General features: G+C 57.0%; 18 protein-coding genes and 1 tRNA gene. 15 read left to right on the forward strand and 4 right to left on the reverse strand.

All coding sequences use genetic code 11. The features are described 5' to 3' along the window. Positions 1 to 49: 49 nt before the first annotated feature. A tRNA-Gly gene (locus M2103_RS09370) sits at positions 50 to 125 on the reverse strand. 171 nt (positions 126 to 296) lie between these two features. On the opposite strand from M2103_RS09370, the gene M2103_RS09375 reads away from it, so the two are divergent. Next, complete coding sequence (locus M2103_RS09375; RefSeq protein WP_277510177.1) at positions 297 to 842, forward strand: hypothetical protein; 546 nt, start codon at positions 297 to 299, stop codon at positions 840 to 842. Between the two features lie 18 nt (positions 843 to 860). Next, complete coding sequence (locus M2103_RS09380) at positions 861 to 1,517, forward strand: guanylate kinase (protein WP_277510179.1); 657 nt, start codon at positions 861 to 863, stop codon at positions 1,515 to 1,517. Positions 1,518 to 1,529: 12 nt separating this feature from the next. Here the strand turns inward: M2103_RS09380 and M2103_RS09385 are convergent, their stop codons facing one another. The 3 genes from M2103_RS09385 to M2103_RS09395 form a co-directional block, all read right to left on the reverse strand. Next, positions 1,530 to 2,561: a DUF4886 domain-containing protein gene (locus tag M2103_RS09385; RefSeq protein ID WP_277510181.1), complete on the reverse strand. Its 1,032-nt coding sequence runs from the start codon at positions 2,559 to 2,561 to the stop codon at positions 1,530 to 1,532. 211 nt (positions 2,562 to 2,772) lie between these two features. Next, positions 2,773 to 4,116, reverse strand: coding sequence for a thymidine phosphorylase (locus tag M2103_RS09390; RefSeq protein WP_277510183.1), 1,344 nt, complete (start codon positions 4,114 to 4,116; stop codon positions 2,773 to 2,775). A gap of 287 nt (positions 4,117 to 4,403) precedes the next feature. Beyond that, on the reverse strand, positions 4,404 to 5,258 hold the full coding sequence (locus M2103_RS09395) for an MBL fold metallo-hydrolase (protein ID WP_277510186.1): 855 nt from the start codon (positions 5,256 to 5,258) through the stop codon (positions 4,404 to 4,406). A 765-nt stretch (positions 5,259 to 6,023) separates the two neighbouring features. Here M2103_RS09395 and M2103_RS09400 point away from each other — a divergent pair. The 13 genes from M2103_RS09400 to M2103_RS09460 all read left to right on the forward strand — a co-directional run bounded on the left by M2103_RS09400 (position 6,024) and on the right by M2103_RS09460 (position 20,048). After that, positions 6,024 to 7,190 (forward strand): PilT/PilU family type 4a pilus ATPase, encoded by a 1,167-nt coding sequence (locus M2103_RS09400; RefSeq protein WP_277510187.1) that lies wholly within the window; start codon positions 6,024 to 6,026, stop codon positions 7,188 to 7,190. 15 nt (positions 7,191 to 7,205) lie between these two features. Next, complete coding sequence (locus M2103_RS09405) at positions 7,206 to 8,915, forward strand: secretin N-terminal domain-containing protein (RefSeq protein ID WP_277510188.1); 1,710 nt, start codon at positions 7,206 to 7,208, stop codon at positions 8,913 to 8,915. Positions 8,916 to 8,944: 29 nt separating this feature from the next. Then, entirely contained in the window at positions 8,945 to 10,702 is a 1,758-nt protein-coding gene (locus M2103_RS09410; protein ID WP_277510189.1) for a GspE/PulE family protein, read from the forward strand. A 42-nt stretch (positions 10,703 to 10,744) separates the two neighbouring features. Further along, complete coding sequence (locus tag M2103_RS09415) at positions 10,745 to 11,602, forward strand: type II secretion system protein (protein ID WP_277510190.1); 858 nt, start codon at positions 10,745 to 10,747, stop codon at positions 11,600 to 11,602. Positions 11,603 to 11,730: 128 nt separating this feature from the next. Continuing rightward, complete coding sequence (locus M2103_RS09420) at positions 11,731 to 13,122, forward strand: hypothetical protein (RefSeq protein ID WP_277510194.1); 1,392 nt, start codon at positions 11,731 to 11,733, stop codon at positions 13,120 to 13,122. A 38-nt stretch (positions 13,123 to 13,160) separates the two neighbouring features. Next, a complete protein-coding gene (locus M2103_RS09425; protein WP_277510197.1) occupies positions 13,161 to 13,664 on the forward strand; it encodes a hypothetical protein in 504 nt (167 codons plus the stop codon). A 12-nt stretch (positions 13,665 to 13,676) separates the two neighbouring features. Continuing rightward, positions 13,677 to 14,396 (forward strand): hypothetical protein, encoded by a 720-nt coding sequence (locus M2103_RS09430; protein WP_277510200.1) that lies wholly within the window; start codon positions 13,677 to 13,679, stop codon positions 14,394 to 14,396. A gap of 271 nt (positions 14,397 to 14,667) precedes the next feature. Next, a complete protein-coding gene (locus M2103_RS09435; protein WP_277510203.1) occupies positions 14,668 to 15,546 on the forward strand; it encodes a hypothetical protein in 879 nt (292 codons plus the stop codon). Positions 15,547 to 15,731: 185 nt separating this feature from the next. After that, complete coding sequence (locus M2103_RS09440) at positions 15,732 to 15,896, forward strand: hypothetical protein (RefSeq protein WP_277510205.1); 165 nt, start codon at positions 15,732 to 15,734, stop codon at positions 15,894 to 15,896. A gap of 140 nt (positions 15,897 to 16,036) precedes the next feature. Beyond that, entirely contained in the window at positions 16,037 to 16,600 is a 564-nt protein-coding gene (locus tag M2103_RS09445; protein WP_277510206.1) for a hypothetical protein, read from the forward strand. Between the two features lie 9 nt (positions 16,601 to 16,609). Then, positions 16,610 to 17,830, forward strand: coding sequence for a type II secretion system F family protein (locus M2103_RS09450; RefSeq protein WP_277510208.1), 1,221 nt, complete (start codon positions 16,610 to 16,612; stop codon positions 17,828 to 17,830). A 98-nt stretch (positions 17,831 to 17,928) separates the two neighbouring features. Continuing rightward, positions 17,929 to 18,921, forward strand: a complete 993-nt coding sequence (locus M2103_RS09455) for a hypothetical protein (protein WP_277510210.1) — start codon at positions 17,929 to 17,931, stop codon at positions 18,919 to 18,921. Positions 18,922 to 19,175: 254 nt separating this feature from the next. After that, positions 19,176 to 20,048 (forward strand): hypothetical protein, encoded by an 873-nt coding sequence (locus M2103_RS09460; protein WP_277510212.1) that lies wholly within the window; start codon positions 19,176 to 19,178, stop codon positions 20,046 to 20,048. Positions 20,049 to 20,056: the final 8 nt, after the last annotated feature.

Raw genomic sequence — 20,056 nt, forward strand, 5'->3', positions numbered from 1 at the left:
TTCGCAACACTCTCCCCTGAAAAAACCCAGCCTCCCGTTTGGCTGAAAATGGAGCGGGCGAAGAGGTTCGAACTCTCGACGTCCACCTTGGCAAGGTGGTGCTCTACCAACTGAGCTACGCCCGCAAAAAGTGATTTGCAGGCGTGAATGAGTAAGCAGCCGTTTGGCCGCGTCAATAGCAATTTCGCACGGATTTTTAGGAAAATATCAGCACGGGTGCTCCGCCGCGGGAAATTCGACTCGACTTTCTTTCTCGTTCTTCGGGGGAAAATCGTTCTCATAGCCGGTTTTCAAACATGTCACTTTTTTCCGCCACGTTTTTTCCGGGTTTGTTTTTGATCGTGATTGGCGTGCCGCTGCTCATCGGCAATTCGCTGATCGCGACATCACTCAAGGCGGTGCCGCGCTCGCCGCTTGCCGCCGCGGTGTTCTGGGGCGCGGCGGCGGTTTGGTTTCTCTACGTGGTCTGGCATTTGGCGCCGGCGGACTTGGTGCTTTTTGAGACGCCAAAGCCCTGGGCGGCGTTTTTCGGGGCGGTGGCGGTGGCGGCGTTTTATTTTGTGCCCGATTTCCTGGCAATTCGCGGGTTGAGCGCGCTCACGCTGCTCGCCGCGTGGGAAGTTTTGACGGGGCTTTTTGGCGAGTATGATTACAGCCGCCGTTTGTTTGTCGTCGGGTTTGTGTATGCGGCGATCGTGCTGGCGATTTATTTCGGATGCGTGCCGTATCGCGCGCGCGATTTTATCCAGTGGCTGTTTGTCCGCGTGCAACGCGCGCGCGCGCTGGGAGCGTTTCTTGTCGCGTATGGGCTGCTCGTCGCGGGAATCGCTTTTTCGTATTAAACCACACTTGTCGCAACGATGTCATCGCAACCGGACGCCAGCCCAAACCAATCCAACGCCAAGCCAACGCCGCCCGTGCTGCTGGTCATCGCGGGAGCGGCGGGTTCGGGCAAGTCCACTTTGTGCGAGCGGCTCGTTTCAACGGAGCCGGAGTTTTCCAGGGTCGTGACAACCACCACGCGTCCGCCGCGTCCCGGCGAGATCGACGGCGTGCATTATCATTTTTTGACGCCCGGACAATTTGACGCAAAACTGGCCGCGGGGGAATTTTTGGAATGGGCGTGGGTGCACCAAAAGCATCGTTACGGAACGCTTGCGTCCTCGGTGCTCGAACCGCTTGCGAACGGGCGCAGCCTCGCGATCAACATTGATGTGCAGGGCGTGGAAAGTTTTCGCAACGCGGCGAAAACCAATCCGATTCTCGCGCGGCACATGGCGACGGTTTTTATCGACGTGCCGATGGAGGAGCTTCGCAAGCGCATGAAATTGCGCGGCCAGGATTCCGACGCGGAAATCGAACGCCGGATGAAAACCGCCGAGCGGGAAGTGCGGGAGGCCGGCAAGTTTGACTATTTGATAAGGAGCACGACGAGGGACGGGGATTTCGCGGCGTTGCAGGCCGCGTGGCGCGGCACCTGCGAGCGAATCGGGGCGGCGCAAAAAGAGCAGGCTTGAGGCGGGCCTAGATCATGGTTTTGCGAGCCCGGCTCCGGCCTTGGCGCCGCCGGGCTTTTTCCCGAGGGAAACAGAGTGCGCGATGCGGCGCAAATCCGCGGCATCCTCCCCGGTCAAATCTTCGGGCACAAACCTCACCCGCGCGCAGTCCGTCCCGTAAAGACCCTCGAAGAAAACGCAGCCGGTGAGATATTTTCCCGCAGTGTTGGCGTGAATCGCATCAAGGCTGAAAGTCCGCCTGCCGTTCTTGGTGCGCCAGCGCCAGCCGACATTGAGGCTGCCTTTTTGCCCCGGTAATTTTCCCTCCGGCGGGTTTTTGAAGTCGAAATTTTTGTCGGGTTCGTAGGTCCAGCGCGGTGTGGCGCGCGCGGCCTGCATCGCGTCGCCGGAGGGCAGTATGCGCAGTCCGTGGCGCGCGGAGAGCTCCTTGTAGGCGGCGCGCAGGCCGGCATGCATTTTCTGCTGCGTGAAACCGTCGCCTTTCTGATACCAGGCGTGATCCTCCCGGTATGCCCAAGTCTGGTGAATGACGATTTCGGCGGTGGGCGCGAGTTTGCGAATCGCGTCGATGAGCTGCTTCGCGTGGGGTTCCTGGTGCTCCGGCTTGAAGCTCCGCTGGCTCCACTCCTGGATCGTGACAAAATCCCACTCCACGGCGGCAAGCGCCTCGGGAAGGCTGACTTTTTTCTTGCCGGCGATGCCGAGCACGCCGGCGTTGTTGGCATACGGGCTGCCCTTGGGATCGTCGGGATTGGCAAGCGCGGCGCGCAAGTGGCGCGCATGGCGCTCAAGCGAGCAACCGCCGAGGTTGGCGCGAAAGAGCACGAGTTGCCGTCCCGTGGACTCAACGATTTGCGGCAGGAACTCGGTGGCGTTGTCCGCAAAGCTGTTGCCGATGGTGAGCACCTTGGCGGCGTCACGCGACGCGGGCTTGGGCGGGGGCGTTTGGGCGGGGGAATTTTGCGCAAGGCAAACCACACCGAGAATGACAAATGCGGAGAGGGGGAACTGTGCCCGCCGGACGAGGCGTGTGATGGGTTTCATGGGTGTGGTATTTTGGAGGATTGCAGCCATCAGCTTTGTCAAAAACCGGGGGAAGTGGAGCCTTGATTTCGCCCGCGCGTGAATCTCACGGAGGGAAGGGCGGCCAGGGCATGGAGTCCCGCTTTTTCCAGGCCGTTGTGGCAATGGGGGAAATAAAAACCGGATGTCTTCAAAACATCCGGTTTCGTGTGGAAGGGATTTGCCCGCGGGCTTACGCGACGCGCTCGACGACGAGCGGCGGCGGGGTGGGGCGCTTGGGCGCGAGGCGGTAGGCGTTCTTGAAGTATTCGAGCGCCTGCTCGAGTTTCGCCTCGTCGTTGTAGTGAATCATCATGAGCGGCTCGCCTTGCTTTACTTGCGTGCCGACTTTTTTGATTTCCGAGACGCCGACCGCGTGGTCGATTTTGTCGTGCGCGCTGGTCTTGCCGGCGCCGAGAATGTGCACGCCGTGCGCGATCATGCCCGCGCTGATCATGTGCACGTAGCCGCGCTTGGGGGCGGGAAGTTTGCGCACGTGTTTCGCGGTGGCGAATTTGGACGGGTCGTCGATGTAGGAGGGGTCGCCGCCCTGGGCCTTGACGAGGTCCTTGAGTTTTTGGAGCGCGCTGCCGTCGGTGAGGTGGCGTTGCACGGTTTGCTTGGCGGAGAGCGTGGAGCCGGCGACTCCGGCGAGGCGCACGATTTCCATGCCGAGTTTCATGACGAGGTCCTTGATGTCCTCCGGACCCTCGCCTTTGAGAAGCTGGATGGCCTCCTTGATTTCGAGCGAGGTGCCGACGGTGTCGCCGAGCGGCTGGTTCATGTCGGTGACGAGCGCGACGCAGCGGCGCTTGAGCGTGCGGCCGACGCGGGTCATGGAGCGGGCGAGTTGCTTGGCTTGCTCGAGTTCCTTGATGAATGAGCCGTTGCCCCACTTGACGTCGATGACGAGCCCCTCGGCGCCCTCGGCGAGTTTCTTGGAGAGCACGCTGCCGGTGATGAGCGGAAGGCTCGGGATGGTGCCGGTTTCCTTGCGGAGCTGGTAGAACTTGCCTTCGACGGGCGCGAGGTCGTCAACCTGTTTGGCAATGGAGCCGCCGATTTTTGCGAGTTGCGAAACGAAGTGATCCTTGGAGATGGTGTGCTTGAAGCCGGGCACCGCGCAGAGTTTGGTGAGTGTGTTGATGACGTAGTCGTGCTCGATGCCGCACATCATGGGAACAACAACGCCGCTGGCCATCGCGAGCGGAACGAGCACGAGGTCGGTTTTGTCGCCCACGCCGCCGGTCGAGTATTTGTCGATCTTGGGTTTCGCGATGTCGGAGAGATCGATTACGTCGCCGGAAAGCATCATCTCCTCGGTGAGATCCGCGGACTCCTGGGCGGACATGCCCCGGAAGAAGATCGACATGGCCAGCGCGGCCTGCTGGTGCTTGGGCATTTCATTGTCGAGAATGCTGTCGATGATGTAGCGGATTTCCTCCTTGTTGAACTCTCCGCCGTCGCGTTTTTTTTCGATGAGAAATTCGAATGTGGGTTTGATAAATCTCCGTGATGGAATTATGCGTTTGGTCATTGTCGTTCTTGCGTGTGTATAGAAAAAAATATCCGCCCCCCTTTGCAGGGGCGGTAAAAGTGTATAACGCAAACAGACTTATTGCGGATGTCGAGCTTAAACTATGGGAGGCGAGCGTGAGCCTGTTGATTGAGAAGTGTGCAATTTATTAATCAATAGTTGGTTGCGTCATTTGCAAACGATGTCGAACAACTGCAAACTTGTTGGCTGTGTTGGTTCGAGGCGTCCTTGTGCAGGCCATTTCCCCTGTTTTTATTCTGGTTTGCCGGATGCGCGCGCAACTATTCTCAAGCTCTCGGGGCGTTTATAATTTCATCGTGGGCGACGCCCAAATTTGAGGCGAGGCGGCGGGTTTGTTGATATTCCTCAAACCCGGGAAGTTTATCGAGTGTGATGATTTCGGCGCGACTTTTGCCCGCGGCGATTTGACGGTGGGTGTGATCAAGCAGTCCGGTCAAATAATCGCGCATGGCGAGCAGATCGTCGCGCCCGCCCGTCACGCCGAAACGCGGAGTGGCGCCACCATGCCCGAAAACATAGATCGCGTCCGCAGGGTAGGTTTTCGCCGCGGTTTCAAGAGTGGCAATCCAGCCGGCAATGCTCGCGCCGCCCGCGCGGTCGATCACCGGATGGAGGCGGTTGAAAACAAGGTCGCCCATGTGCACTATGTTGGCCTTTTCGAAAAGCACGATGATGTCGCCGCTCGTGTGCGCGGGGCCGAAGTGGCGGGCGTGGATTGTCTCGGTTCCCGCGCGCGATCCGCCGAGGGCGAGCGACCATGTTTCGGCGAAGGTCGTGTCGGCGTAAACTTGCTTGTCGAGCGCGGGTGGTTTCGCGCGCGCGGCGGCGGCGCGTTGAAGTCCGGGCACGTTTTTGTGCGCGACTATTTTTTTCACCACGGGGCGGAAAACCGAATTGCCCGAAGTGTGGTCGCCGTGGTGGTGCGTGTTGATGAGCGCGTCGATTTGGCGGTCGCCGCGTTGCGGTATTCCGGCGAGGCATTTTGCAGCGGTGTCGGGAAATTGCGTGTCCACGACGGCGAGGGCGTCGGGTGATGCGAGCCAGCCGATGGTGCCGCCGCGTCCGTTAAAAATGCCGACATTGCGCCGCAGACGAACAAAACCGTCCGGCATCGATGCCATTGCTCTGGTCTGTGAAAAAAGTCCGCCCCGCGATAGCAAACCCATCGATGCAAAAAGAGCGGAGGCGCGGAGAAAGTGGCGTCGGTTCATGGGCGTTCCTTTGTGTTGTTGGGGCGGGCGAATTCTCTTCGGAAAACGGTGGCGGAAGTGAAAAACAAACCAGTTGGAAGCCACGGGATAAAGTGCAAACTTGCGGTTAAAACTGTCGGGATGTCCCAAGGTTCTGTTGTTTGCGCGGCAACCATAAGCGGGTGTTTTTTTATGCGCACCATGTCATTGTGGCATCGTTTTGGTTGCATTCGAATTGTTTGGCATAACAAAAACATGTAATTATATATGTGACATCCTGTTCCGCTTATTTTTTTGTGCAGTTGAACGCGGGGTGCCAAATTCGATTTATTGCAGGGAAAGTAAAAAGGAAATGTAATGACGTTCGGCGCAACTAGTTGTGATTCAAAATGTAATATGACGCTTCCTTAATGCGCTAATGATTAGCGCAATACAGACCACGGCGGGCTTATTGATAGCCATATGCAAAAAGTTCAAAATAGAAGTTGACTCGATTGCCGCACACTTGCATGTATCCATAAAACTTAATTAAAACATTCTGCAAATACATGGTCAGTTTCCTGATATATTCTTCGAAAAAGAAAGTGATGCCCACGGCTGCGGGGCACGGGACGGATGTTTATTTGCCCAATAGCGCGCGCTTTGTTGAGAAGCCCGCCTTTCGCAGTGCTTGTATCTGCTTGTAAGCGGTAAAACATGGATACCCTGGAACAAGTTGTTGTATACGCCACGGGGCGGAAAGCATCCGACGTCCACTTGGCGCTGGATGAAAACATTTATCTGCGTCTTGACGGTGACATTGTCTCCTGTCCCGGACTGACCACGGGCGCGCCGTTTTTTGAGGACGTTTACAAACGCTTGAGCCCGGCCCAGCACAAGGCGTTCAAGGAGCAGGCGCTGGCCGCCGACTTTGCCGTGAACTGCGCGGGTTGGGACATGCGCTGCCACCTTTACTGGGCCAACACGAAGCCGATTCTGGCAGTCCGCTTTATGCGCGGAAAAATCCCGTCCATGGAGGACGTGATGCTGCCCAAGGCGTTTCAGGACCTCATTCGCCAGGGACGCCCGACCGGGCTTATTCTGGTCACGGGTTACACGGGCTCCGGCAAATCGACAACACTTGCCGCGTGCTTGGACTGGATTAATCATAATTCCGCCCTGAACATTGTCACGCTTGAGCACCCGGTTGAATACCGTTACAAGGCCGCGCAGAGCATTATTCGCCAGCGCGAGGTTGGCCGCGATGTTCCGACTTTTGGCCATGGCATGGTGGACGCGATGCGCGAGGATCCCGACGTGATTCTTATCGGCGAGCTTCGCGATCCCGAGACAGTGAAGGCGGCTGTGTCCGCCGCCGAGACGGGACACTTGGTGTTTGGCACACTGCACACACGCACGGCGGGAAGCACCATCAGCCGCATTCTGGACGTGCTGCCCTCCGACGAGCGCGACCAAGTTCGCACGATGGTGGCGTCGTCATTGCTGGCGGTGATTGGCCAGCGCTTGATCACGCGTGTTGGCGGTGGTCGCGTGGCGGCGTTCGAGCTATTGCTGAACTGTCCCGCGGTTGCCGGCGCGATTCGCGAGAACAAACCCGGTCAAATCGCGAACGAAATCGCGGTGAAAAAGGACATGGGAATGATTGACTTTGACACATGTTTGGTGGATTACGTTCGCAAAAAGCTAATTACACCGGAAACCGCCATGGAGTCCTCGGACAGGCCTGATGAAATTCGCAAGCGCCTTGGCATCAGCACCAAGGTCAACCCCCTCTCCTCTGGTATGGGCGCGGGGTCCTCGTCCTCATCCTCCATGTCCGGCGGCACGAGACCCACAATCCCTTCCGCGTTGATGCAACGCTAACCATTTCACCCACTCATGCTTCCCACGTTCGCACATCGTTTATTTTCTCCCATCCGGTTCGCCGCGATTCTGGCCGTTTTTTCAACGGGACTCGCGCTGCAGGCCCAGGATGACAATGCGCCGCTTGAGCCGGAGGAGGTCTTGATGCGCACGATTCCCTATTTTAGCCAGGACGAGCAGCCGATCGCCAAGGTGCTTCAATCGCTCGGGCGCTCCTACGGCATAAGCATTATTTGTGACAAGGACGTGACGGGGGATGTGAATGTCGAGTTTCACAACATCACGCTGCGCGGCATTCTCGACGCCCTGTGCATGTCCGAGGGTTACTACTGGCAATTGGAGGAAATGGGCTTTGTCACGGTTCGCCGTTTCAAGACGATTGTTTATCAAGTCGAATATCCCAAGCTTGAGCGCAAGGGCACTTCGAAAGCGACCATCAATCTCGGCCAGACCAACTACGACGCCTCGCAGTCGGGCGGCGGTGGTGGTGGCGGCGGTGGTGGCGGCGGCGGCGGTGGTGGTGGCGGCGGCAGCGACACCGAGGACGAGGCCAGCGTCTCGCTCGACACCAGCAATGACACCCAGTTTTGGGACAAATTTGAGGCGGAGATCAAGGAGTTGAAGAGTAAGGACGAGCGCATTGTGTTCGACCGTTTTTCGGGCACGATCATTGCGACGGCCTCCCGCCATACCCACGAGTATATAGACCGCTTTTTGGGCACGGTGAACAGCCGCATTGGCCAGCAAGTTGAAATTATTGGCAAGATAGTCGAGGTGCAGTTGCTCGACCAAAACAAGCTTGGCATCGACTGGGCGCAGGCGGCCACCAGCATTGGCAACCTTGTCATTGGTGCCACCCAAGTCGCCACGCCGCTCGTGACCAACGCAGGCGCCACCCAAACCACGATCAGCGGCGCGTTCACCAACACCAACATAACCGCCACCTCGCTGGGCGGATTCAGTTTTAATCCCGACACCTTTGCGGGCACGATTAGCGCGGGCAAAATTAGCGCCGTGATTCAGGCGCTTTCCGAGCAGGGCAACCTTAATGCGGTCACCTCACCGCGCTTGATTACCATCAACAACCAGACGGCCTATATCAAGGACACCGAGGACCGTCCCTATTTCCAGCTTCGTTCCCAAAGCTCGCAAACAATGATTGGCTCGAGCAGCGGTTCCTACGAGAGCAAACAGTATGACATTCAGACAATCTCCATTGGCACAATGATCGCGATCACTCCGCACATCGCGGACAATGGCGACATCACGCTGGACGTCACTCCCGCCATCACCCGCTTAAAGGAGGAAATCAAGTCGGAGGACGGCTCGCTCAACGCGCCCGCGCTGTATGTCAAGACCACCTCGACCATTGTCCGTTTGCGCTCGGGTGAGACCGCAATTATTGGCGGCATTGTCACGGACAGCACCGCCGACACCACGCGGGGTGTTCCCGGACTGAGCAAAATACCGATGCTCGGTCGTCTCTTCCGTTCCGAGGGCAAATACAAGACAAAGACGGAATTGGTTATTTTCCTGACGCCCCGCATTCTTGTGCCCGGCTCCAGTTTGTCCCCGCAGGATCAGGGCGAGGCGGATCGCAACAGCCGCGCCGTGCGCTCGGCCTTGGGTTCAAACGCCCCGTCGCCCTCAGTCTATTCCAGAACCATGGCCGGCGGCGCGTCCGCATCCAGCCGCCCGGTTGAATCCATTTCACTTTTGGATTAAGCAGATTTTAAAAACAAAAACGGTTGGCAATGAGCACGCTTCTCTCAAAAAAAACACCGGCACCCGGCCTGTCCAAGTTGGACAATGGCGCGGCGGCCGGAGGCGTGGCTCCCGGCGGCAAACCGCAATCCCGTTTTGAGAGCGATTTTTTGTGGATGCCCCAGGCGTTGCGCGACAAGGGCGTGGGCGCGTCGAGCATCAAAATCGCCACCGATTATTACAACCAGCAGGGACGCCGCTCCAGTTTTGGCAGCGTGCTCGTCGAGCTCGGCATCTTAACGCCGTTCAACCTGACCAAGCTCATCTCCGAGCATCACAAGCTGCCCGTCATCACGCTCAGTTCCATGCGCATCAGCATGGAGGTGGCGCGATTGCTCTCGCCCACGATTGCCCGCAGGTTGCGCGTGCTGCCCTTGAAGCGCAATGGCTCGATGATCAGCCTCGCCGTGAGCGATCCCTCGATCCCCGGTTTTGCCGAGGCCACGCAGGCGCTCGGACGCTATGGCATCACGGTTTTTGAGTATAACATCGCCCCCGAGGCCGAGGTGCTTGCCAAGCTCGAGGAACTTTACGCCTCGCGCGCCGATGTTTCCGACCCCGGACGCTTTTTCGACCTTTTGGTGACCGACGCCGTCAACATGGGCGTGTCCGACATCCATGTGGTTCCCGAGGAGGTGCTCACGCAGATCAAGTTCCGCGTTGATGGCGCCATGCAGCCCTACAAGGTCATTGACAGCGCCGTTCGCGAGTCGGTGGCCGCGCGCATCAAGATGAAGGGCGGGCTCGACATCGCGGTGAAGCACATTCCGCAGGACGGACGCGCCAAGCTCGTGCTTGCCGGCAAAAAAATCAACCTGCGCTTTTCCTCGCTGCCCACGCTGTATGGCGAAAGCGTTGTCATTCGTATTCTTGACCAGTCCAAGGGCATCGTGCCGCTCGAAAAACTCGGCATGCTGGACGACACCAAGGCCGCAATCCTTGGCGCGGCCAACGCGCCCTTTGGTTTCACGTATTTTGTGGGGCCCACGGGATCGGGCAAAACGACCTCGCTGTATTCGATCATCAACACGCTCGACGTCACCAACTACACGATGATGACGCTTGAGGACCCGGTCGAATATGAGTTTCGCAACATCCGCCAGACCGAGGTCACCGAGTCGCTGACCTTTGCGCTCGGATTGCGCTCCCTGCTCCGTCAGGACCCCGACTACATCCTCGTGGGCGAGACCCGCGACAAGGAGACCGCCGAGCTTTCCATGCGCGCGGCACTGACGGGTCACACCGGCTTTTCCACGCTCCACGCCAATACCGCGCTCGGCGGCATCACCCGTCTTATCGACATCGGGGTGGAGCCGAGCATCATCATCGGCGCGGTCAACCTCTTTGTGTCGCAGCGGCTGATTCGCCGCCTGTGCGTTTGCAAGGAGCCGCATCCGCAGAGCGCGTCGCTGGCTGAAATCCACGGCATCAAGCTGCAGGAAGGGGAGACTCTTTACCGTCCCAAACCCGGCGGTTGCAATGTTTGCAACGGCAGTGGTTACAAGGGCCGAGTCGGGCTTTATGAGTGCCGCCCGGTCGAGCCCTTTGCCGACATTATTGTGCGGCAGGGAAAAGATGCCTTGCGCGAATGCGAAGCGCATGCAAGAAAACTTTGTGCAACCGAAACTGAACAAACGGGAAGTTCGATTTTCCGCACCCTGCGACAGGACGGCTTTCTTAAGGCCGTGCAGGGGCAGACCTCCATCGAGGAGGTGATTGCGCAAACGGAATCAGAAGATTCCGAATAATCCCGAAGACAACAACCGATAGACAAAACTAAATAAAACATAATGAAACATAATAAAATCAACTCCCGCAAGGGTTTCACGCTCGTGGAAATGCTCGGTGTTCTCGCGATTATCGCGATCCTCATCAGCGTCATCTCCGTTGGCGTTCTCTCAGCCATCAACCGCGCCCGCACCGTGGCCACGATTTCGAACTTCAAGAATCTCGAAACCGCATTGCTCGCCTATATCGCGATGCCTGAGTCCGGAGGTAAGGCTCCCTTGACCAAGGCTGCTGCTGTTACCAGTCTTCGTGCGGTTGATGGCATGTCAAATGCCGCCACTGTTATTGCTGCCACCGACATGACAGCCTACACGTTGGAATCGGTGTTCCTTTCCGCAGGCACCCTTGAGCGTCTTCCCAACTGGCGCGTTGGTAATGACGGCGTGCAGTCCGGCGATATTGCCCTGGCAAATATAGCGGGTTGGAATCGCAAGAAAAACGGTTTTTGTGAAACCGAAAACAACAATGCCGGCACCATTGCCCCTGCTGATCTTGCGGACTTCACCGCATTCATCCGCACAGAGTGCGCTCCCGTTGATAATGGTGCCACTCCCGGTGAATGCACCACCTCTGGCCAGGCCATGAATTCTGCGACAGGCGTGAACTTCCAAATTGATGGAACATCCAACCTCCCTTCTGGCAGGGTTGCCTATATCGTGATCCCCGGCCTTACGCCAAGAGATGCAGAGAAGATCTCCGAGGAAATCAACGGAACGCTCAATATCATCGACCTCAAGCAGGCCAATGCAGCAGGCACCCGCACGCAGACAGCGGGCCGCTTTGCGGTTGATTGCGAAGACGCAATAGTAGCCGCCCAGGACGGCACCGCTACCGGTTACTACTTCCTCGCCAACCTGTAAGAGGTTTGAACGATCTTTGTGTGAATATGATGTTTGTATAAATAATCATATAAACACGAAAGATTAACACTCAACAGCGGGGCGTGGAGACAATCTCCCCGTCCCGCTTCTTTTCTAAAAACACTACCATGGCGAAGCCACAAGGCCTGTTCATCTGGGAGAAAACCGTCTATTACAATGATCCGGTCAAGGGCTGGTTGCGCAAACCGCTTGTCCGACTTGAAGATGCGGTGGCAGTGGTGCAGGAGCACTATAAAAAAAAGTCCAGTCTGGTGATGGCCTATGATCCCGACATCATGCAGACGGAGTTTGCGGAGTGCCCGGGAGGCGGGAGGCCGATTGTCCGCGAGGCATTGTCGGGCAGCCATGAATCGATTGCAAACAATCTGACGGGGTGGGGTTTTCAACAGCCATGGCCTCTGCCGGGCTCGGGGGGCAGTTTTGGCAGTTTTTGTTCGTATGAAACCGTGCCGTCATTGAGTGTGCTTCGCTCGAGCCTGATGGATGTGGGATATTCCGTTCCACGCGCGTTTCCGCTGGCCACGCTGGCCATGCACGCGTCAGCGACACCGGGGCGCACCAGTATTTTTATGATCGTGGACAAGGACAGCCAAGCCTTTGTCTATATCAACACCATGTCGGGCATGAAAGCCTGCCGCAAACTGTATGCCGGCAAGCGTCAGGAGGCCTATGACGTCTGGTCCGAAATCAGCATGGTTTTCGGCGAATATGGTGTGACTTTTGAGGATGGCGGGCAACGTCCGCAAATGCGCATTTACCAAGCGCCCGGCACGGATGTAAAAACCCAGTGCCCCTATTGGGATGTGTTGCAGGCGCAGGCGCAAGTGGAGGTGATGGGCTTTGGCGCGCTCGAGCTTTTGCTCCTGAGTGTTCCAGGAAAACATAGCAGCTCGCTGATGGAAGACATGCCCAAGACCATCGTTTTGGATTTTGGACTTCAGATCGCGACCGCCGTGCTGCTGGCTGTTTTCATAGGGTTTGGCATTTTTGCGTATTTGCAGCTCCAGAAAGACAGAAAAACAATAAAGGCTCTCAATACACAACAAAGTGCGCTCACCGCGCAAAAAGTTCGCCTGGAGAAAAACAAGAGTGAAATGCAGAATTTGCAGAAATTGTATGCCAAGGATATTTTTGAATATTCGAGCGGCCGCGTGCAATTGATTCAGATGCTGCCCGCGGCGATACCGAGGGAGGGCACGCTTACGTCCGTGAATATCAGCGGCGAGACCTTTCGTCTGGCGGGCATCTTTTGGAAACAAAACGCAACACAGTCAAAGACCGCGGAGGCCACCGACCCGACCACGGCAATCAAGCGCACACTCGAAGGTTCGATTCCGGGTCTCTTGGTGAATCAGGGCGGAAACAAATACACCGACGGCACCGGGGATTTTATTGTGGAGGGAACCACACCCAGGCCAAGCCTTGCCGCCGAGCCTGAGCCGGCCAAAGGAGGCAGGGGTTCCGTCAGAAAAACGAAGGCATCAACTCCCCGTAAATAATGCAACAGACGAAAAAAATAACTTATCGCGCGGCACCGATGTGGACATTTTCCACGGTGGTGGCCTTCCTTTTGTGCGCGGGGTTGGTTTATTATTGGTATACAACCAGCAAGAGCAACAAGGCCATGGTCACGCGCCTGAACTCGTCGATCAGCAATACTCGGAAGAGTGTGAACAGTCTGTCCGGCGAGTATTCCGATGACAAGGCCGAGCAGGCGCGCGCGGATGCGGACAAAATTCGATCCGGCATGATGACGGGGCAGCAGGCGGACGCCTTCGTTTCGGGACTGCGCCCGACATGGTCCGTGGTGGCTCGCACGGAAACCCCCACCGATGAATTTATAAAAAGGCGTTATCAAATCGCCCGCGGCAGCGCGCCGGTGTCGGCCTGGCCGGAAGTATTGTCGCTGTTCAACCGCATGAAGGAAATCGACTCCCTAGCCGTGGACAGCGTTGACATCCAGACCGTCGGCGACAGCCGCAAGCGGGAGTTCAGCCGCATCAGCCTTGCGCTCACTGTTTACGTAAAGAAACCCGAGTAACCCGCGCTACCCATGAAATTCCACACCATGAACCTTCCCCTGCTGACGGTGCTGCCGGTTGTTCTATTGTCCGGCGTCGTTTGTGCGCAAAACGTCGCGCCGCGCCTGGCCGCGCCACTGGTCATTCCCGCCGCTCCGACAACAACCCGGCCGGTTGCAACCAAGGAACCCGTTCGCGAGGCCCAAGTGCAACTGCCCGTGCAAGCCGCGCCGCAACCCGCAAAACCCGCGCCGCAAATTTCGATGGCCGCGCCAAGCGCGCCCGTGGCGCAAACAGTCTCGACCCCAACCGCCTCCGTGCAATTCGATGACGGACTGGGCGAGCTTATGAAAGGGGCCAGGCCCTATTCCGATCCCCGTTCGAAAATGAAGTCAAAGAAGACCTCCATTCCCGGCCCCGGGGGAACCGAGGCCTCGCAACTGCGCGACGAGATGATCATGCGCATGAAGCGCGCCGTTGAGCAAATCGCGTCGGAATACGGAAACCCGACCTTCGCCCAAGTGTTCACCAACGACGCCGTGCAGGCGCAAGTGCTTCGCAAGCGCGTGCAAATGCTTCATCGCATGGAGACCATCCGCACCGAGATCGCCGCGTTGCAAAAACAAAAGGAGCAGGTTCGCGCCGAGGTCGATGCCTCGCAGCATGAGTTGATCGCGTTGCAACAACAGGCCGAGGCCCTGACCAACCGCCTTCAAAAAGCCCGCTTTGCATTGGGCTCAATCAGCAACTAAGGAACAACCAAACCCATTTAAACACAAAACGAGTCCAGAAAAACAATGAGCAGTTCCAGCCAAATGATCGAAACCGTGATGCACCTGATGCACCAATGCGTCGTGCTGTCCGCGTCCGATGATTTACCGGTGCAAGAGCGGTGGGACAATTTTCTCTCGGAGCTTGTGGCGCTTGGCGCCGACGTGGCCGCCCTGTCCGAAAACCGCTGGCAGGTGATTGACCGCGAAACCCAGGAAAGCTGCATCATTGAAGAACAGGAAGGAATTTATTATGTCGAACGAACCCACACAGATGACCCAGTTTCAGCAAAAAGCCCAACTGCGCCTGCAGGAGATGGAAGTGGAATGGCGCCGGACGCTTTTCGAGCGTTTCCGGACGATTTGCCGCGAGGAGATGATGGAGGTCGTCAAGGCGTTGCTGGAGAGCATGCACAATCCGCAGGATTTGGAGCAGAAAATTTCGGAAATGCAGGAGCGCGCCAATACGAACCAGATGGAGCTCTTTACCACGGTTACGCAGACGAGCGAGGAAGTGCGCAACCTGGCCAAGAAACTGGAACAGCCCCAGGCTTCGGATCCGCAGGTGCTGGAAACGATTACCAAGGGACAGGAGGCCATTTCGAAGGAAGTGACCACGAAGCAGGACGAGACGACCCGTATTATACAGGAGGACGTCCGCCAGTCGGCTCAACTTTCACGCAGCACCCTCTGGAAGGCGGTGGCAATTACGGCGGTGGCGTGCATCCTGCTATGCGCGGGGGCAGTCGCTTCCCTGCGCCTTTTGAGCGGGTCGAGCCTGGTGAGCCAGGCGGATTTGAAGGCACGCGACACGGCTTTGACCCAGAAAACGGCGGCGCAGGCCGAGGTGAAGGCATTGGAGGCGGAGAAAGCCAAGGGAGCGGAGGAGGTCAAGCGTTTGACGGCTCAAAGCGAGGCGCTGAAGGCCGAAATCCGTCAGACAACGGCGACCCAGTCGTCGCTGGCGGCCAACCTCAGCGCGATGCAGCAGCAGGTGACGCAACTGCAACAGATTCAGGAACAGTTCCGCTTCAAACTGGTGAAGGGCGAGGCGGGCGGAGTGTTCGTGGAAGTGCCGCCGGAAGCGCAGACATTCCAGTATATGGACAGGACCTTCATCCAAGTGAAATAGCGTCTTATCACACCGCGGCTGAAACACTTTCCCTTGCGCTGGGCGCCTACTCCGCCGAAATGCGCGAGCGTCTCGCCACGCAAAAAAAGGCAATGCGCGCGCTTTTGGATTCGATCGCCGTGAGCGTGGGCGATGCCCGGACGATGATGCGCCGCCTCAAGGCGATGAACTTTGAGGGCGACATCATGGAGATCGAAAAAGTGTTCGCGAAGAAAAAGACATCAACCAAGGCCAAGGCATCCGTCCGGAAAAAGAAAGCGGTTCGGGCAAAAAAAACCGTGTCACGACCGGCAAAAGCCAAAACACCGGCCAAGCGGGGCGGCAATAAGAAGAAGGTTGGAAAAAAATGAAACCACACGATATTTCGCGAATTTCCGCAGGGGCGTCGCAAGCGACGCCCGGTTTGGCAATGCGTTGTTTGAGGGCGTCGCAAGCGACGCCCCTGCGCGCTGTCGCATTATTGTCATGCGCGCTGGGATTGTGCCTGGGCGTGTCAGCCCAGGGTGTCAGCCAGGCGGGTATTGGCCCCCGGGCCATCGACTCTTTTGGGCTGGAGCGTCCCAACACCGACACGCGCGACACGCAAACGGCCAAACTTTCGCTTGACGGCATCAAGAACCCGCTGGCCAATGTGTCGCTTCCTTCGGAATTGTTGAAGTCATCCGGGGACGGGCGCATCCTTCTGTTTAGCGTGGCGCGCCTTTCGGAGGAGGATTTGCAGAATCCCTTTGAGGTTCGCGTGCAAGTGGCCGTGGATGTGCTGGAAACCGTGATCGAGATTGGCGGCATAGTGGAGAGCGTGGATGGCAAGAAAAACACGGTCATCCTCCTGACGCGCCCGCCCAAGGTGCGCTCGGCGTCCTCCGATCCGAAAGCCGACAAGGCCGAGCAGGAAAAGCCGGTGCCCAGGGTGTATTCGGTCGGGGACATAGTTGAGGGATTCAGAATTTATTCCATTGGACGCGACTCCATCATTGTTGAGCAATCCGAAAGGTATGTGGAAGTGACGCGCGGACGCCCGGCAACGGTGTGCGTGCCGCTGTCCGCAAGGTGATTTTTTCGCATGCCGGCCTACATAGTAAGATACACCAATGAGAAGGGACGCGTCCGCAAAGAGCGAATGTTCGCCCCCGACATTGCGTATCTGCAAGGCATGATGCAACGAAAGCGGTATTGGCCGCTTTCGATAAAGATGGAGGAGCGAAAGTCACGCACCTACAAAACAAAGCTGGGCGCGCAGGATCTCATATCAATTTTGGACCAGGTTGAGATTCAGCTTGATGTGAACATCAATATCGACGACGCGTTTCGCAATCTCGTTGATGAGTTTCCAAGGGGCAAACCCAAGTTTGTGATCTCCCACATTTCCGACGAGATCAACTCCACCGGGCGCGTGGCCGACGCATGCGGACAATTCCCGCGCATATTCCCCGATCATATCCGGCAGATGATTTCCGTTGGCGAAAGCACGGGCAAACTGGCGAACGCGTTTCACCGTCTGATTGAATATTTCCAGAGCGCGGATGCGTTAAAAAACACAATCATAAGCGCGAGCATGTATCCGGCGATGATCATGGTGGCGATGGTGGCCTTCATATTTGTTATTTTCGGGTTCACGGTGCCGACCTTGATGAAGGTGTTTATAGAAATTGGTGTGGAATTGCCGCCGATGACCCGGGCGATTCTGGCGATGTCCAATTTTATCAAGGACAACATGGTGCTTTTGTTGATCTGCACCGCCATCGCGCCCTTTGTCATGGTGTGGTCGTTTCGCTCGAAACTATTTCGTCCGCTGATTGACTGGTGCATGGTAAAAATGGCGGTGATTGGTCCAATTACCAAGGACATCTGCATCGCGCGTTTTGCCACCAACCTTGGCGCGCTTTACGAGTCGGAAATCCCCATTGTGCAAGGATTGACCATTTGCTCCAAGATCGCCGGCAACGCCATTTACAATCGAGGCATCACAATAACCCGCGAGGCGGTGGAGCAGGGACGGGGAATCTCGGACGGACTCAAGGAGTCGAAGGTTTTCCCCAACATGGTTGTGCTGACCGTGCGCATTGGCGAAGAAAACGGAAAACTCGACGAGTCATTAAAAAAAATCGCGGCTTACCACAACCGCAAGGCGCGCGAACGTGTTGACCGCGCGCTCAAGTTGTTTGAACCGATCATGCTTGTTGTGCTGGTCGTCATGGTGGGCATGATGGCATACGCCCTTCTTACACCGATGATGGGAATGGTTGAACAGCTTTCAAGTCCTGGTGCCGGCGGGAAAAAATAAGACAACAATAGCCTAATCCTTTTATAAAAATGAAAATAGCAAAATTACCTTTTACAAAGAAGGGGTTCACACTCGTCGAAGTAATAGCAATTCTTACCATGATCGGCATCCTTGTTGGAGTGATGGCGATACCGGCTATTGGCATAATAGAGCGCGCGCGTTTCAGGGCGGAGCAGCAAAACTTGTCCATGCTTGCAAACGAGGTGAAACTGTCGTTCAGGCAGGATGACTTTGGCTTAAATCTTTCCGCGCTTGAGGGCGACATGCCTGCCGATTACGTCGGCAGACCCGCGGTGACAAAATTTGACGATGAACCCCCGGCCGCCAACGAGATGGTCAATGAAAACGCCTGGTATGGACGCTTGACAAAGCTGCGCGGGCAACCGCTCCTGAACCAGCGGCTGTCCGCATCCGCCGGGGATGTGTATAACATAGCCCACAATGCATACAATCAACGCCGCGTGATGCTGGTCGGCCCCTATGAAAAGGACCAGCAACGCTATATTATACTTTCCTTTATGTTTCTTGACGGCCCTTCGCTGCCGACCGCGCCCGGCAACCGCGTGATTCTAAGTGGCGGTGTCTATAGTAGCGAAACAAATTATGAAAACTGGTTCAACGCCATCTATTCGAACACATGGGGCGAGGCGGGATGCCAGGCGCCCACGGGATGGGCCTCGGGCATGCAAACTGCGTGGAACGCCACGGATGGTCGCAACCGGACATTTGCGGAGCGGACCTTTGTCGAAAGAATTGTGCAGCCGCGCTACAAGGTCACCGTCAATAACAACACCACCATTCCAGCCGGAGCCGATCCGCTCATATTTTTTGCCGACCGTATCTATATTTATAGCAATATGCCCACCTGGACAGATTATGCAAACGCGGGATTGTGGCAGCATGTCGCCGCGAGGGCGATGGGAGCCGGCGTGGAGACCGTTCAAGTGTTTCCAGGCAGGAACGAAGGCATACTCGAAGGCCGGCGTGTTGTGATACGCAGGCAAGCCAACGCCATAACCGCGGATGCCGACGCGGCTGTGACCGTGGTGTCGGTGTTGCTCAACGAAAATACCACATACACAGCCCAGTGATCGGCTGGTAAAAATAGCGGCAAAAAAGGCCCGTAAAAATCGGGCTCGCTCTCTGTGGAAAAATACGCCAAAAGTGCGTATTGACAATGCGCGGAGAATGCTGCGATGTTTTCGTAAAACAAATGAACTGCAATAAGACACTGATATGGGTATTCGCGTGCGTCCTCTGTGGCGCACTGTGCCTAGATTCCGTGGTTGAGGCGGCAAACACATCAAGGTCCAGGAAACAAACACCGACCGAGTTGACAATTGCCGTGCAACCTGTCGAGGGAGGACGTGTGTCGGGAGCGGGAAAATATGCGCCGGGCACCGTGGTGGACGTGCAGGCGGTGCCCGCGGAGGGATATGCGTTTTCGCGTTGGCTGGGCAGTGTCGTGGATCGCACATCGCCCGTGACAAAAACCTACATCGGCGCCGAGTCGCAGCAAGTTGTCGCCGTCTTTGAACTCAAGCGCCACTTGATAGACGCCAAGGTGATTCCCGCCAATGCGGGGACGGTCGAGGGCACGGGTTTCCGTCCCGGAGGATTGCTGGCGCAAGTCAACGCGGAGCCCGCCCCCGGTTATATGTTCGATCGATGGGAAGGACCCGTGGCCGACGCGTCCTCGGCGAGCACCACCTTGGACAAGCCGCTCCATGGAACCGTGAGTTTAACGGCGCATTTCAAACCAGCCGAGGAAATATTCACCATCGCAGTCACCGCGGTTCCTTCCACGGGTGGCAGTGTGTCCGGCGGGGGAAAATACAAAAAGGGCGAGGCGATTACGATCAAGGCCGAGCCTCGGGAAAACTATTTGTTCAATGGATGGCGCGGTCCCGTCGCCTCCAAGGGGCGCGCGGAAACCACCGTGTTTGTAACGGAAAACGCGACCGTGAGCGCCCACTTTATCCGCAACCAGTCCATGGTGCGCGGCAAAACCCAGCCGAAAGGTGCCGGGCGTGTCGAAGGAAAATTCGGCGCGATGCCCGTCGGGGAACCCGTTCCCATCCGAGCCGTGGCCATGCCCGGTTTCGCCTTTGTCCGTTGGGACGGCCCCGTGGCGGATCGAACAAAAACCCAAACCACAATCACTCCCGCTGCGGGCAAGACAGCCGTGGCCGTGGCGATTTTTGAACCGATAAGGTGACGCTTGTC

The organism is Ereboglobus sp. PH5-5, from assembly GCF_029504805.1.
Classification (GTDB): domain Bacteria; phylum Verrucomicrobiota; class Verrucomicrobiia; order Opitutales; family Opitutaceae; genus Ereboglobus.

What these genes read in the sequence shown, in the direction of transcription:
- M2103_RS09425 (WP_277510197.1), top strand. Translation starts at nt 13,161, where the DNA reads ATGTGGACATTTTCCACGGTGGTGGCCTTCCTTTTGTGCGCGGGGTTG.
- M2103_RS09405 (WP_277510188.1), top strand. Translation starts at nt 7,206, where the DNA reads ATGCTTCCCACGTTCGCACATCGTTTATTTTCTCCCATCCGGTTCGCC.
- M2103_RS09430 (WP_277510200.1), top strand. Translation starts at nt 13,677, where the DNA reads ATGAAATTCCACACCATGAACCTTCCCCTGCTGACGGTGCTGCCGGTT.
- M2103_RS09375 (WP_277510177.1), top strand. Translation starts at nt 297, where the DNA reads ATGTCACTTTTTTCCGCCACGTTTTTTCCGGGTTTGTTTTTGATCGTG.
- M2103_RS09440 (WP_277510205.1), top strand. Translation starts at nt 15,732, where the DNA reads ATGGAGATCGAAAAAGTGTTCGCGAAGAAAAAGACATCAACCAAGGCC.
- M2103_RS09390 (WP_277510183.1), bottom strand. Translation starts at nt 4,116, where the DNA reads ATGACCAAACGCATAATTCCATCACGGAGATTTATCAAACCCACATTC.
- M2103_RS09395 (WP_277510186.1), bottom strand. Translation starts at nt 5,258, where the DNA reads ATGGCATCGATGCCGGACGGTTTTGTTCGTCTGCGGCGCAATGTCGGC.
- M2103_RS09450 (WP_277510208.1), top strand. Translation starts at nt 16,610, where the DNA reads ATGCCGGCCTACATAGTAAGATACACCAATGAGAAGGGACGCGTCCGC.
- M2103_RS09415 (WP_277510190.1), top strand. Translation starts at nt 10,745, where the DNA reads ATGAAACATAATAAAATCAACTCCCGCAAGGGTTTCACGCTCGTGGAA.
- M2103_RS09410 (WP_277510189.1), top strand. Translation starts at nt 8,945, where the DNA reads ATGAGCACGCTTCTCTCAAAAAAAACACCGGCACCCGGCCTGTCCAAG.
- M2103_RS09435 (WP_277510203.1), top strand. Translation starts at nt 14,668, where the DNA reads ATGTCGAACGAACCCACACAGATGACCCAGTTTCAGCAAAAAGCCCAA.
- M2103_RS09380 (WP_277510179.1), top strand. Translation starts at nt 861, where the DNA reads ATGTCATCGCAACCGGACGCCAGCCCAAACCAATCCAACGCCAAGCCA.
- M2103_RS09420 (WP_277510194.1), top strand. Translation starts at nt 11,731, where the DNA reads ATGGCGAAGCCACAAGGCCTGTTCATCTGGGAGAAAACCGTCTATTAC.
- M2103_RS09400 (WP_277510187.1), top strand. Translation starts at nt 6,024, where the DNA reads ATGGATACCCTGGAACAAGTTGTTGTATACGCCACGGGGCGGAAAGCA.
- M2103_RS09455 (WP_277510210.1), top strand. Translation starts at nt 17,929, where the DNA reads ATGATCGGCATCCTTGTTGGAGTGATGGCGATACCGGCTATTGGCATA.
- M2103_RS09385 (WP_277510181.1), bottom strand. Translation starts at nt 2,561, where the DNA reads ATGAAACCCATCACACGCCTCGTCCGGCGGGCACAGTTCCCCCTCTCC.